Source organism: Stutzerimonas chloritidismutans, from assembly GCF_020783375.1.
Taxonomy (GTDB): domain Bacteria; phylum Pseudomonadota; class Gammaproteobacteria; order Pseudomonadales; family Pseudomonadaceae; genus Stutzerimonas; species Stutzerimonas kunmingensis.
Window position 1 is genome coordinate 1,366,627 of the sequence record NZ_CP086067.1, and the last position, 12,628, is coordinate 1,379,254.

10 protein-coding genes are annotated in these 12,628 nt (G+C 65.3%); 3 read left to right on the top strand and 7 right to left on the bottom strand.

The features are described from left to right. Window positions 1–40: 40 nt before the first annotated feature. A complete protein-coding gene (locus tag LLJ08_RS06290; RefSeq protein WP_104098641.1) occupies window positions 41–544 on the bottom strand; it encodes a gluconate 2-dehydrogenase subunit 3 family protein in 504 nt (167 codons plus the stop codon). A gap of 396 nt (window positions 545–940) precedes the next feature. On the opposite strand from LLJ08_RS06290, the gene LLJ08_RS06295 reads away from it, so the two are divergent. Then, complete coding sequence (locus tag LLJ08_RS06295) at window positions 941–2,872, top strand: sigma-54-dependent Fis family transcriptional regulator (RefSeq protein ID WP_228208493.1); 1,932 nt, start codon at window positions 941–943, stop codon at window positions 2,870–2,872. Between the two features lie 14 nt (window positions 2,873–2,886). Here the strand turns inward: LLJ08_RS06295 and LLJ08_RS06300 are convergent, their stop codons facing one another. Next, a complete protein-coding gene (locus LLJ08_RS06300) occupies window positions 2,887–4,419 on the bottom strand; it encodes a phosphate ABC transporter substrate-binding protein (protein WP_228208494.1) in 1,533 nt (510 codons plus the stop codon). 253 nt (window positions 4,420–4,672) lie between these two features. Between LLJ08_RS06300 and LLJ08_RS06305 the strand changes: the two genes are divergently transcribed. Next, a complete protein-coding gene (locus tag LLJ08_RS06305; protein WP_228208495.1) occupies window positions 4,673–5,683 on the top strand; it encodes a zinc-dependent alcohol dehydrogenase family protein in 1,011 nt (336 codons plus the stop codon). A 62-nt stretch (window positions 5,684–5,745) separates the two neighbouring features. Next, window positions 5,746–6,681: a class I SAM-dependent methyltransferase gene (locus tag LLJ08_RS06310; RefSeq protein WP_228208496.1), complete on the top strand. Its 936-nt coding sequence runs from the start codon at window positions 5,746–5,748 to the stop codon at window positions 6,679–6,681. Window positions 6,682–6,693: 12 nt separating this feature from the next. On the opposite strand, the gene LLJ08_RS06315 is transcribed toward LLJ08_RS06310, so the two are convergent. From LLJ08_RS06315 to LLJ08_RS06335, 5 genes are read right to left on the bottom strand one after another with little or no spacing between them, the layout of a single operon-like run. After that, window positions 6,694–7,638 (bottom strand): ABC transporter substrate-binding protein, encoded by a 945-nt coding sequence (locus LLJ08_RS06315; protein WP_228208497.1) that lies wholly within the window; start codon window positions 7,636–7,638, stop codon window positions 6,694–6,696. Continuing rightward, window positions 7,635–8,468, bottom strand: a complete 834-nt coding sequence (locus tag LLJ08_RS06320) for an ABC transporter ATP-binding protein (protein ID WP_228208498.1) — start codon at window positions 8,466–8,468, stop codon at window positions 7,635–7,637. The genes LLJ08_RS06315 and LLJ08_RS06320 overlap by 4 nt, the downstream gene beginning before the upstream one ends. Next, window positions 8,468–9,514, bottom strand: a complete 1,047-nt coding sequence (locus tag LLJ08_RS06325; protein ID WP_228208499.1) for a FecCD family ABC transporter permease — start codon at window positions 9,512–9,514, stop codon at window positions 8,468–8,470. The genes LLJ08_RS06320 and LLJ08_RS06325 overlap by 1 nt, the downstream gene beginning before the upstream one ends. 2 nt (window positions 9,515–9,516) lie before the next feature. Beyond that, entirely contained in the window at window positions 9,517–10,551 is a 1,035-nt protein-coding gene (locus LLJ08_RS06330) for a FecCD family ABC transporter permease (RefSeq protein WP_228208500.1), read from the bottom strand. Window positions 10,552–10,605: 54 nt separating this feature from the next. Next, entirely contained in the window at window positions 10,606–12,594 is a 1,989-nt protein-coding gene (locus LLJ08_RS06335) for a TonB-dependent receptor domain-containing protein (RefSeq protein ID WP_228208501.1), read from the bottom strand. Between the last annotated feature and the right edge of the window lie 34 nt (window positions 12,595–12,628).

Here is a 12,628-nt window from a genome sequence, read left to right on the forward strand (position 1 = left end):
CCTCGTCTTGTTCTTGTTGTTATCCCGTTTGCACGGGTGCTCAGAGCCAGTTCAGGTCGTTGAAGCCGCGGTTGACGTAGCCGCCGTACTCCCAGGACGAACCCTCGTAGCCGAACAGCGGGAACAGCGCCTTGTTGTCGTACAGGCCGAACATCAGGCTGCTGCGCACGGCCTTGAAGAAGGGGGTGTTTTCGATGTCGGTCAGCAGGGCTACCCGCTCGGCCTCGTCGAGTTGTTCGAATGGCGAGCCATGGGCCTGGCGCGCCTGCTGCTGCAGTTCGTCAAGGCCGCGAGCGACCAGGGCCGGCTGTTCATCCACCAGGCCGAGCAGGGGCTGCACGTAGTGGTGGTCGCTGATGAATTCGTGGGGAAAGACGTCACGGCCCATGCGCAGAAGGCCATCGGGCAGGTCTGGCAGGCGTTCCTCGGCGAGCAGGTTCACCGGGATCAGTTGCGACAGGCTGAATGCCAGCAAGGACTGGCCGGAAATGGAAAGAAAACGTCGCCGGTTTAGCGTGCCGTGCGGGCGAGCTGAATCGTGCATGACATAGCTCCTGATTATTACCGGCAGTTCCGTGGTGCTCGGAATGCTGGCGATCTTGTTATGCGAAGAGTTTGTTCCGCAAAACAGTAGGAGCAGTTGTCATGCCAACTTTTAGTGAGAGCTTCAGATGTTGGTAATAGATTGATAAATATGGTTTTTTGGTAACTTTACGATGCTTAGGTGTTTAATGTGTAAAGTGCTTTAGGCGTTACACCTGTAAAGCGCTGTAAAGCGTTTTACAGTACGGCGACAAACAATATGAATAGACAAAGTGCTTCTAAAGTTCAGGCTGGTCTGTCCGGGTCAATGGTTTATCCTTCGTTTATTGCAAAACAATAAAGCGTTTCACTGGAGTCGCCTGCGCTCGGTCTGGCGCGAGCACTTCGAGGAGGAGGCATGAATCTGCTATCCGGTCCGGTCAGCCATATCGACGCGGTGCTATCGCTGGCCAATGCGCCGCACCTGCCCGGTGATCGTGATCCGATCATCGCGCGCTCCTGGCACCGCTGTGTGCACGACTACGGCCTGGATCCGGCGCGACCTGCCGAAGCCCGCTTCGTCCCGCGGCAGGTGCTGCGCGAACATCAGGATCAGGCCGACGAGCTGATCAATGTCGCCCGCGCCGGCGTCGAGCAGCTCTACCGGCAGATAGCTGAGCTGGGTTACGTGATCCTGCTGACCGACAACCGCGGTATCGCAGTGCAGTTTCTCGGCGACCCGGCAGACGAAAAGGCGCATCGCAAGACCGGCCTGTTCCTCGGTTCGGACTGGGGCGAAGACCATGCCGGCACCTGCGCAGTCGGCACCTGCATCAAGGAGCAGCAGGCGCTCACCTGTCACCAGCAGGATCATTTCAGCGTCTGGCATACCAACCTCACCTGCACCGCGGTGCCCATGTTCAACCCGCACGGCCAGCTGCTGGCAGTGCTGGATATCTCCGCGCTGCATTCACCACCGACCAAGGATTCCCAGACCTTCGCCCTGCAGCTGGTCAAGCAGTACGCGCGGATGATTGAGGATGCCTACTTCATGCGCGTCTATCGCGAGCGGCCGATCCTCTGTTTCGACGGTTCCCGCGAGTTCGTCCTGATCAACCGTCGCTACCTGCTGGCGCTGGGTGACGATGGCGAGTTGCTCGCCGGCAACACCGCCGCCCGCGGTCTGCTGTCCGAGCACGGGTTGATGATGCCGGGGCCCTTTGGCTCCCTGGCGCAGGCGCGGATCGACCAACTGTTCGATTGCGAACTGAGCGATGTGCTGAGCATTCCCTACGCCAGCCATGACCAGGTTCGCGCCTTTCGCACCCATCGCCACCAGTTGTTCTTCGCCGCCTTGATGGAGCCGCGTCGCCGTGCACCGGAGCCGGCCGAACGCAGCGCGCCCGGTGGGCATGCCGCGCTCGATGCCCTGGCCGACGATGACCCGGTGATGCGCAAGATGCTGGCCCGCGCCAAGCGTCTATGCAGCGAGCCGCTGAACGTACTGCTCAATGGCGAGACCGGCACCGGCAAGGAACGCTTGGCCAAAGCGCTGCACGAAAGCGGTTGCCGGCGCAGCAAACCTTTCGTGGCGATCAACTGCGGCGCCATGCCCGAGTCGCTGATCGAAAGCGAGCTGTTTGGCTACGCCCCTGGCACCTTTACCGGCGCCCGTAGCAAGGGCATGCGCGGGCTGATCCAGCAGGCCGACGGCGGCACGCTGTTCCTCGATGAAATCGGCGACATGCCGCTGCACTTGCAGACCCGGCTGTTACGGGTGCTGGCCGAGCAGGAAGTGATGCCGCTGGGCGCCGAGAAACCGGTGAAGGTGGATATCCGCGTGGTGGCCGCCAGCCACCGCGACCTGCGGCAGATGGTCGAAAGCGGGGCGTTTCGCGAGGACCTGTTCTACCGCCTGAACGGGGCCTCGCTGAAGCTGCCACCGCTGCGCGAGCGCGCCGACAAGGGCTTTCTCATCGAGCGGGTGTTCGCCGAACTCGCCGAGGGCCGGCCGGGCAATCCGCACCTGCGTGGCGATGCCATGAGTGCGCTGCTGGCCTATCCCTGGCCGGGCAACATCCGCGAGCTGCGCAACGTACTGCAGTACGCGCTGGCGACCTGTGAGGGTGACGAGATCACCGTGCAGGATCTGCCGGACGAATGCCTGCCACCGATTCTGGCGCGCTGTCGTCAGTCGGCAGCTGCGGCCGAACCCGAGTCGGCGACGGCTCTGCGCGAGCAGCTGCGGCGGCATCGCTGGAACGTCAGCGCCGTCGCGCGGGAGCTTGGCGTGTCGCGCCCGACGGTGTACCGGCGCATGCGCGTGCTGGGGATCGAAGCGCCGGTGTGACCGGCGCCGAGGTGTTACTCGCTGACCGGCTGTTGTGCCGGCGTGCCTTTTTCAGCGGCAATATCGAAGGCGATGCTCCAGTTGTGCAGCGGGTAGGGCTGGTGCACCAGTGCCTTGATGTTGGCCTCGGCAGGCATGAGGTCGGGCAGGTATTCGTAGGTGGCGTCGGCGCGCATCGGGTCGCTGTCGCGTAGCTGGCCGGCGCCGCCGACCTGGTGGCTGGCGTAGCTGATGCGTGGCTGGCCGCTGAGGTCGCGACCGGCGCGCAGGCGCACGATGGTATCGGCGACGATGTCGACAGCGTCGATGGGCACTTCGCCCTGGTCGTCACGCAGCACGAAACCCTTGTCCTTCACATCGCGGGCCTGGTGGCCGATGTAGGGCTGGTCGAACGCCAGGGGCGGGTGCGGCACGAGGAAGTCGATCAGTACATCGCGGCCGTCCAGCGTGGCCTGGCGCGGTGCGAGTGGGGTCCAGCCTTTACGCTCGACGACGACGTGGTGGTAGACCTTGCCGAGCATCTGGCCGAACCAGCGATAGCCGTTCGCCGATAGGTGCACGCCCTTGTCGGTGTAGGGGTAGACCGGTCCGACCAGGTACCAGCCGGGTTCTTCCTGGGCCAGTTCCCACTGCGCCATGCCGATGGCCAGCGAGCCGTCCTTGACCGAGGACTTGGCGTCGGTCTGGTAGCTGAAGAAGGCGGGCATCTTTTCCTGCCCGGCGATGGCCTTGGCGGTGTCGGCGTAGAGGTCGTCACGCAGCTGGCGCAGTTTGGCCTTGTAGTAATCCTTGTCGTTCTTGCCGCCGTTGGTGTGGGAATAGTCGAACTCGCCCTGCAGCCAGAAGAACGCGCTGATGCTGTAACTGGCCTGCTGCGCGTCGGCCAGTGCCTTGGCCTGGTCGACGGCCTGGGTCACACGGCGATACTCGTTGGTGCCGCCGCTTTTCGACAGCTGTGCGACGGAGCGGCCGGAGGTCGACGCGTTGCTGGCGACGAGCAGGTGATCGGGGTCGGTGTCACGACCCAAGTGATGCAGATACAGCCGCCGCGCCATGTTCAGCGCGCCGACTTCCACAGATTCGCCTTCCTCCTGCGCCTTCGGGTCGAGTTTGGCGACCTTTTCCGCGTCTAGCAGCACCGCCGCATTGCTCTTCTGCTGCACCACGGCGCGCAGCGGTGTGAACGCGGCGTCACCGACCGGTTTGAACGTTGCACCGCTGAAGGCGGCCGATCGCGGGGAATCGCCGAGCATCAGGTTGTCGTAACGCGGCGCGACGGACAGCGCCGGCCAGCCTTCGGCCGCCGATGCCAGCGACTGGCCGTAGGTGATGACGTGGTTGTACTTGCTCTCCAGCGGCTGCGTCAGGTCGTTCGGCTTGGCCATGAGCTCAGCGGTCAGGCGCTTGTTCCCGGCGTCGCGGGCAGCCATTTCGCTGTCCGACAGGGCGGCCAGGGCAGGCGCGGTGATGGTCAGCAGGGCTACGGCGATGGCTGTGCGCAGGCGTGGAGTAGTCAGCTGTTGGGGGCGATGGCGAAGCTCGAGCATGAGATTGCGGTTCCGGGACGGCACTGGATCATCGTGTACGGCAGGTTGCAAGCAAGCCGTAGGTATTGGCGGACGCGCTTTCGACGGTACTAAAGGACGTAAGTTCGCGGCAGCCACGTCGATGGCGGATTGGCTATGCTGTGGCGCATTCGAGCGGCGCTCGTGCAGCGATGCGCAGCAGGCTTTGGCAGGTAGAACGATGTCGTTGCCGTCCGCTCCCATGCAGGTCATTCCATTAGCAGAGGAGAACGCCATGAGCCATAAAGCCATATTCGTGCAGCCCGGTGGCGGCTACGACCGGGTCGTCGTCGGCACCAGCGAGGCCGCCACGCCCGGCGCCGGCGAGATCAGCGTGCGCCTGCGCGCGAACTCGCTCAACTATCACGACTTCGCGGTGGTCAGCGGCATGTGGGGGCCGAGCGAGCCGCGCATTCCCATGGCCGATGGTGCCGGTGAAGTGGTGGCGGTGGGTGCAGGCGTGACCGAATTTGTGGTCGGCGATGCGGTGGTCAGTACCTTCTTCCCCGACTGGCTGGCCGGTGAGCCGCTGATCGAGGGTTTCGCCACGGTGCCGGGCGATGGCGTCGACGGTTACGCACGGGAAATGGTCACCGCCCGCGCCACCTCGTTCACCCATGCACCCAAGGGTTACAGCCATGCCGAGGCATCGACCCTGACCACCGCCGGCCTCACGGCCTGGCGTGCGCTGATGGCCGACGGCAAGCTCAAGCCCGGCGACAGCGTGCTGATCCAGGGCACCGGCGGCGTTTCCATCTTTGCCCTGCAGTTCGCCAAGATGGCCGGTGCCACGGTCATCGCCACCTCGTCCAGCGACGCCAAGCTGGAGCGCCTGCGCGAAATGGGCGCCGATCACCTGATCAACTACCGCAGCACGCCGGCCTGGGGTGAGACGGTGCGCCAGCTCACCGATGGCCGTGGGGTCGACCACGTGATCGAAGTCGGTGGGCCGGCAACGCTGGAGCAATCGATGGTCGCGGCACGCATCGGCGGGCATATCTCGGTGATCGGCATTCTCACCGGCGTTGCCGGCGAACTGCCGCTGGTACCGGCACTGGTGCGCCAGTTGCGTCTGCAGGGTGTGCTGGTCGGCAGTCGCGCTCAGCAGCAGGACATGATCCGCGCCATCGACGCCAACGGCATCCGCCCGGTGATCGACAAGCACTTCGCCGTGGACGATATCGTCGAGGCGTTCCGCTATCAGGAAACCAACCAGCACTTCGGCAAGATCTGCCTGGATATCTGAAGCCTGGCGTCGGCGGCGGCTGCGTTTAGAATGCGCGGCCACGCTGCCGACGATGCCCGCCCATGACGCCCGAACACCTCACCACCCTGCAAGATCACCTGCTCGACGCGTTGGCCAACGTGCCCGACGAGACGCGGCGGTTGTTTCACGGCCGCGGCCGCTGCTATCCGGGGCTCGAACAACTCACCGTCGACTGGCTGCAGGGTGTGGTGCTGGTGGCGCTGTTCCGTGATCCCGGCGAGGCGGAACGGGCGGCGCTAGGGCAGATGCTCATGGCGCTGACCGAATCCCCGGCCTGGCAGCAGAGTCAGGCGCAGCGCTTGCTGCTGCAGCATCGCTATCTGCCGGATGCGCCGACCGAAGCGTTGCTGGGCGATGTGCCCGCCGAGTGGCAGATCAGCGAGAACGGCCTGCGCTACAAGCTCGATCTCGGGCGAAAGCAGAACAACGGTCTGTTTCTCGACATGCGCTACGGCCGACGCTGGGTGCAGGAACAGGCGCAGGGCAAGCGGGTGCTCAACCTGTTCGCCTACACCTGCGGCTTCTCCGTCGCGGCGATCGCTGGTGGCGCCGAGCATGTGGTCAACCTGGACATGGCTAGCGCGGCGTTGACCCGTGGGCGGGAGAACCATCGCCTCAATGGTCATGATCTCAGCCGCGTCAGCTTTCTCGGCCACGAGCTGTTCAAATCCTGGGGCAAGGTGCGCAGGCTCGGGCCCTATGACCTGATCATCATCGACCCGCCGTCCTTCCAGAAGGGCAGCTTCGCCCTGACCCGCGATTACCAGAAGATCCTGCGCAAGCTGCCGGAACTGCTGAATGCCGGCGGCCAGGTGCTGGCCTGTGTGAACGACCCGGATATCGGCGCGGACTTCCTGATCCAGGGCATGGCTGCCGAGGCGCCGCAGCTGCGCTTCGAGCAACGCCTGGAAAACCCGCCGGAGTTTCCCGACATCAGCCCCGAGAGCGGGCTCAAGGCGCTGCTGTTTTCGGCCTGACGCTGGGTCGAGTCAGTCCCTTGTGACCCGCTCTGCATCGGCCTTGCCGAGCAAGCGCTCGACGTCCTTGATCACCTGCAGTGCCGCCAGCGGACCGCCGACGGACGTCCACAGCGAGCCGTCGACAGCGCCGAAGCGTTTGCTCTGCAGCGCCGAGAGCTGGCGGAACGCCGGGGTCTGTTCGGCCTGACGCATGGCCTCGACCGCCTCGCCGCTGGTAGTCAGGGTGCCGATCACCAGCCAGTCGGCATCCAGCAGTTCCAAGGACTCCAGGCTCAGTGCCATCGAGTGGGTGTGACCCGGGTCCTGCTGATGGGCGGGGCGGCTCAGGCCGAGGTCTTCGATGACCGTGCTGGCGAAGGCGTCCTTGAACATGTACGAGGGGCCCTTGGGATTCCAGCGCACGATGCTGAGGGTTTCGCCCTGATGCGTGCTCAGCCGCTCGCGCGCCTGTTCGACGCGAGCGCGGTAGCGGTCCAGCACGGCGTTGGCTTCGGCGTTCTTGTTCAGGATCTGTGCGGTGCGCTGCATGGTTTCCTGCCAGGGGCGACCCCAACTGTAGGTGATCACGGTCGGTGCGATCTCGTTGAGGATCGCCAGCTGCTCCGGCTTTACCGGGCCGGTGAGGATCAGATCGGGCTCCAGTTCGAGCAGGGTTTCCAGATTCGGATTGTCCAGATCGCCGACCGCCGGGACGTCCGCCGGCAGCTTGCCTTCGAGGTAGCGCGGCGGTGCAGCCTGGCCGCGGCCGTTGATGGTGCCGACCGGGATGACGCCAAGGGCGAGTGCGGTATCCAGATCGATTTCGCTGAGGGTGATCACCCGCTTCGGCGTTTCCGGCACGTTGACGGTGTTGCCCATGGCATCGCTCACCTGGCGCGTATCGGCCAGGGCGGGCAGGGCGAGCAGGCTGGCCAGCAGAGCGGCGGCCAGGTGACGTGGGGTCTTGAGGGTCATTGCATACCTTCCGTTTCGGGGTGTTCTCGGAGAGTGGGTTGCTGGAGGGCACGGGTACGGCGGCGCGGCACGATCACCGGCGCGCCGTCGCCGGGGGCCGGAAGGATGTCGACGTCGGTGTCGTAAAGGCGGTCGACCAGGGCCTTGGTCATCACCTGCCGCGCCGGGCCGATGGCCTGCACCCGGCCGTCGGCCAGGGCGATCAGCTCATCGCAGTAACGGGCGGCCACGCCGAGGTCATGGATCACGATCAGCACCGTGCGCCCGGCCGCGGCGATCTGGTGCACGGCTTCCATCACCTCGGCCTGGTGGCCGATGTCCAGCGCGCTGGTGGGTTCGTCGAGCAGGATCAGGTCGGTGTTCTGCGCCAGGATCATGCCGAGCCAGGCCCGTTGCGCCTGGCCACCCGAGAGCGAGGCGGCGCTGCGTTGCCAGATCGCATCGAGCTGCATCACCTCGCGGGCGCGTGCAACCTGGCGGGCGTCTTCCGCGCTCCACTGGTTGAACCAGCCCTGGTGCGGATGGCGGCCGTACTGCACCAGCTGTTCCACGCGGATGCCTTCGGCCAGCACCGGCCGTTGCGGCAGAAAGGCCAGCTCCCGCGCCAGCGCCTTGAGCGAGTAGCCCAGCAGCGGCTTGCCGTGGATCTCCACGGTGCCGCGTTGCAGCGGCAGCTGGCGGGCGAGCAGTTTGAGCAGCGTGGATTTGCCGCTGCCATTGGGGCCGACGATACCGATCAGCTTGCCTCTGGGCAGGCTGAACGAGACATTGTCGAGCACGACCTTGTCCTGATAGGCGAAGTGCAGGTTTTCCGCGCGCAGGGCAGTCATCAGTCAGCTCCTCGTCTGTCCTTGAGCAGCAGGCCGAGCAGCAGGATGCCGCCGAGCAGCCGCGTCATGATGCCGGTGGGGATTTCCTCGGGCTGGGCGAGCACCCGCACCAGGGTGTCGCTGCCGAGCAGCAATACCGCGCCGCACAGCGCCGACAGCCACAGCGGGGCGAGGTTGTCGCGGGCCAGCCAGGAGGCGAGGATCGGTGCGGCCATGGCGATGAACACCACCGGCCCGCCGATCGCCGTACCCAGCGCGGCCACCACGATTGCCAGGGCGAGCACGCCGAGCTGGGCCAGCGGCACCTTCACCCCGAGGTTCTGCGCCGTGGCGTCGCCGAAGCGCAGCAGCGCCAGCGGCCGATTGACCAGCGCCATCAGCGGGCAGAGCAGCAACAGCAGCAGTGCGACGGGCTTGACCGTCTGATAGCTGACACCGGCGAAGTGGCCCATGGTCCACAGGTAGATGCTGCCCAAGTGAGCGAGGGGTTGCGTCGACATGGCGAAGTCGCCGAGGGCACCGAGCAGTTCCGACAGCGCAATGCCGATGACGATGAACAGGTAGCCCTGCTCGCCGGGACGTCGGCACAGGGCGAAGAGTGCGGCGGCCGCCAGTGCGGCTCCGAGTGGCGACGCCCACCATGGCCAGTTGCCGAGGGTCAGGTAGAGGGCGAAGACGACCACAGCCAGCGAGGCGCCCTCGTTCACCCCGATCATGTCCGGTGTCGCCAGGCGGTTGCGTACCAGGGTCTGGATCAGGCAGCCGGCCATGCCCATGGCCAGCCCGGCGATGATCGCGGCGGCGACCCGCGGCAGGCGAATCTTGAAGACCATGATTTCCTGCAGCTTGCTGCCGTTTCCGGTGAGGGTGGCGATGACGTCGCGCACGCCGAGATGGCCGCTGCCAAGGCTGGTCGCCAGTACGGTCAAGCCCAGCAGCACCAGCACGAGCAGGGTGAACATCAACCAACTGCGCCGATGCAGCAGCAGGCTGATGCCACCGAGGCGCAGCGTCCAGACGCCGGAAGGTGTGGGGATGGAGGTCATGGCTACCTCACCGTCAACAGGGAACGAAAGCCGCCGCGCAACACGATGGCGATCAGCGCCGGCGCGCCGAGCGCGGCCAGCAGGGTGCCGACGGGCAGTTCGTACGGCTGCAGCAGCCAGCGCGAGAGCACGTCGGCGGCGAGCAGGAAGAGCATGCCGAACAGCGTGGAAAACAGCAGTTGCCGCAGCAGTGCCACCGGCTCGATGCGGCGCGCGCAATAGGCGGCGAGAAAACCGAGAAAGCCGATCGGCCCGGCCAGCGAGATGGCGCAGGCGGTGAGCAGGGTGGATGCCGCCAGCACGCCGAGGCGCACCCAACCGGTATGGATGCCCAGCGCGCGGGCCTGGCTGTCGCCCATCTGCATCAGGGTCAGCTGACGGCAGAGCAGCGTCGCCAGCACCAGTCCGAGCACGGCCAGCGGGCTGACCGTGCCGACCGCATCGAGGCTGGAGGCCGACAGCGAGCCGAGGTTCCAGAAGCGGAACTGCTCCAGCGCCACCCGCGTGGAGAGCAGCAGGAAATTCGCCAGACCGCCGAAGATCGCGCCGAGCGCCACTCCAGCAAGAATCAGCTTCAGCGGGCTGGCCTGACCCAGCATCAGGCTGACGCCCAGCACCAGCAGATTGCCCAGCAGAGCGCCGGCACCGGACCAGAGCAGGTAGCCCCGGGTCGACTCGACGCCGAAATAGATCAGGCCGATCACCAGCCCGAGCACCGCGCCGGCATTGACACCGAGCAGGCCGGGTTCGGCCAGGGGATTGCGTGTCGCGCTCTGCAGCAGCGAGGCGGCGATTGCCAGGCTGGCGCCCACCACCAGCGCGGCGAGGGTGCGCGGCAGCCGCAGGGTATCGACGACCATGGCCAGCTTGTCGTCGGCCAGATAGTCGGGCTGGCCGAGCAGATAGCCGAACACGGCGTCGGCACCATACACGCCGGCACCGGTGGCCAGGGACAGCGTCAGCAGCACGAGTAGAAGCCCGCCGCCGGCAATCAGCGTGGCCTTCTGCAACGCTGGAATAGTTGGATCAGTCGGCATGGTTCACTTCGCGTCTCCAGTTGAACCCGGCGGCTCGCGCCGCCGGGCGGGGCGTCAGATGTCGTAGGCGAAACCGACGAACAGCGTGCGACCCATGAGGATGTTGTCGACGGCCTGAGCCACCTCGTCGCGCTTCTCGTTGGTCAGGTTGTTGAGCCCGCCGTTGAGTGACAGCTGCTTGGTGGCCTGGTAGCGGGCACCGAGGCTCAGGGTGTGGAAGGCACCTGTCTCGAACGCCCCGGAGCGCGCCACGTCGTACAGGTACTGGCTGCCGGTGTACTGGTAATCCAGGTTCAGGCCGAGCTTTGGCAGCGCCTGCCAGTCGGCACCCAGGTTGGCGATATGCTGCGGCGAGTTGCGGATCGGCTCGTCGGTGTCGCGATCCTTGGCGTCGGAGTAGGTGTAGTTCGCGCGCAGGCCGATGCGGTCGCTCAGCAGGTAGTTGCCCTGCAGCTCGTAACCCTTGATCCGCACATGGGGCTGGTTGTAGGTGGTCAGCACCGGGTCGGCGGCGACGATCTGGCCGTTCACCCGAATCAGCCGCGTCGTTTCGGTGCTGATCATGTCTTCGATGTCGGTCTGGAAGAACATGATGCCGGCCTGCAGGCGGTCGTTCTGGTAGAAGGTGCCGAGCTCGTAACTGGTGGCGGTTTCCGGCTTGAGATCCTCGTTGCCGACCGTCACGCAGTAGCCACGGCAGGCGATTTCCACGTAGGTGGGATCGGATTGGGCAATGCTCGGCGCCTTGAACGACTTGCCCACGCCGCCCTTTATTACCCAGCTGTCGCTGAGGTTGTACACGCCGTAGGCCCGCGGGCTGAATTCGCTGCCGTAGCTTTCGTGATCATCCCAGCGGGCGCCGAGGGTGATATCCAGCTGTCCCAGTGAGAACTCGTCCTGCAGGTAGAGCGCTTGCTGATCGACCTCGATCTCCGAACCGAGGTTGTTGCTGTGGCTGAGTTCGGTGCGGCGCAGTTCGCTGCCCAGGGTCAGCAGGTGGTTGCCGAGGAACGCGGTCACCTGGCCGTCGACCGTATGGTTGGTCTGGTTGACGTTGCTGAAGCGGCCGCCGCGCAGGTCGGTCATGACCTCGGAGTCGTCCATCAGGTCGACGTCTTCGTAGTAGTAGCGGACCCGCGAGTTGAAGCCGTCCCAGCTGCCGTTGTGGGTCAGGCCGAAGGCGCTGCGTTCCATTTCCTGAACGTTGGTCGGAAAGGCGAAGCCCGAGTTGCTCCAGATGCCCTTGCGGTCGTCCTCACGATAGCTCAGGTCGAGGTCGATGCTCTGGCGCTCGTCTAGCAGCCAGCTCAGGCTGCCGTAGGCGCTGGCGTTCTGGCGTTTTTCGGCGGCATCGATCAGGGGCGACGTAGTCTGGTCCGAACCCCAGGCAGCCTGGTCGGTGCCCTCGACGATCAGGTTGCCGAGCAGCTTGTCCTCGATCAGCGCGCCGCTGATGTAGCCGCTGGTCTTGTGGCTGTCACCGGAATCACCCTCGGTCGGGTGCTCGTAGCCGTAGGCGATGCCGGCCCTGGTGTCGGCGGTCGGTTTATGCAGGATCACGTTGACCACGCCACCGATGGCATCGGCGCCGTAGAGCGAGGACATCGGCCCGCGGATCACCTCGATGCGCTCGATGGCGGCCATCGGGATCGAGGACAGATCGAAGTCGTTGGCGTAGTTGGAGACCAGGGCTTCACGCGAGTTGATGCGGCGGCCGTTGACCAACAGCAGGGTGTAGTCCGAATCCATCCCGCGCAGTCTGATTTCCTTGCGGCCGTAGGTCGACGACGGGCTGATGTACACCCCCGGCAGGTATTTCACTGCATCGGCGAGGTTGTATACCGGCAGCTTGTCGAGGTCGTCGCGGGTGACCACCGACACGCTTGCCGGCGCACTGAGTTCGCTGTGGGCGGTCTGGGTGGCGGTGATGACTTCGTTCTGCAGCGTGACCGGCTCGCTGGCGATGGCGAGCATCGGAAGGAGTGCGCCGAGCAGCGTGAGCGGCAGGTGACGGGGACGACTGATGGTTCTTACAGAAGGCATTGCAGGCTCCATTGCGGTTTGATCGATGCGGGAT

What these genes read in the sequence shown, in the direction of transcription:
- LLJ08_RS06295 (WP_228208493.1), top strand. Translation starts at nt 941, where the DNA reads ATGAATCTGCTATCCGGTCCGGTCAGCCATATCGACGCGGTGCTATCG.
- LLJ08_RS06300 (WP_228208494.1), bottom strand. Translation starts at nt 4,419, where the DNA reads ATGCTCGAGCTTCGCCATCGCCCCCAACAGCTGACTACTCCACGCCTG.
- LLJ08_RS06325 (WP_228208499.1), bottom strand. Translation starts at nt 9,514, where the DNA reads ATGACCTCCATCCCCACACCTTCCGGCGTCTGGACGCTGCGCCTCGGT.
- LLJ08_RS06310 (WP_228208496.1), top strand. Translation starts at nt 5,746, where the DNA reads ATGACGCCCGAACACCTCACCACCCTGCAAGATCACCTGCTCGACGCG.
- LLJ08_RS06305 (WP_228208495.1), top strand. Translation starts at nt 4,673, where the DNA reads ATGAGCCATAAAGCCATATTCGTGCAGCCCGGTGGCGGCTACGACCGG.
- LLJ08_RS06330 (WP_228208500.1), bottom strand. Translation starts at nt 10,551, where the DNA reads ATGCCGACTGATCCAACTATTCCAGCGTTGCAGAAGGCCACGCTGATT.
- LLJ08_RS06335 (WP_228208501.1), bottom strand. Translation starts at nt 12,594, where the DNA reads ATGCCTTCTGTAAGAACCATCAGTCGTCCCCGTCACCTGCCGCTCACG.
- LLJ08_RS06315 (WP_228208497.1), bottom strand. Translation starts at nt 7,638, where the DNA reads ATGACCCTCAAGACCCCACGTCACCTGGCCGCCGCTCTGCTGGCCAGC.
- LLJ08_RS06320 (WP_228208498.1), bottom strand. Translation starts at nt 8,468, where the DNA reads ATGACTGCCCTGCGCGCGGAAAACCTGCACTTCGCCTATCAGGACAAG.
- LLJ08_RS06290 (WP_104098641.1), bottom strand. Translation starts at nt 544, where the DNA reads ATGCACGATTCAGCTCGCCCGCACGGCACGCTAAACCGGCGACGTTTT.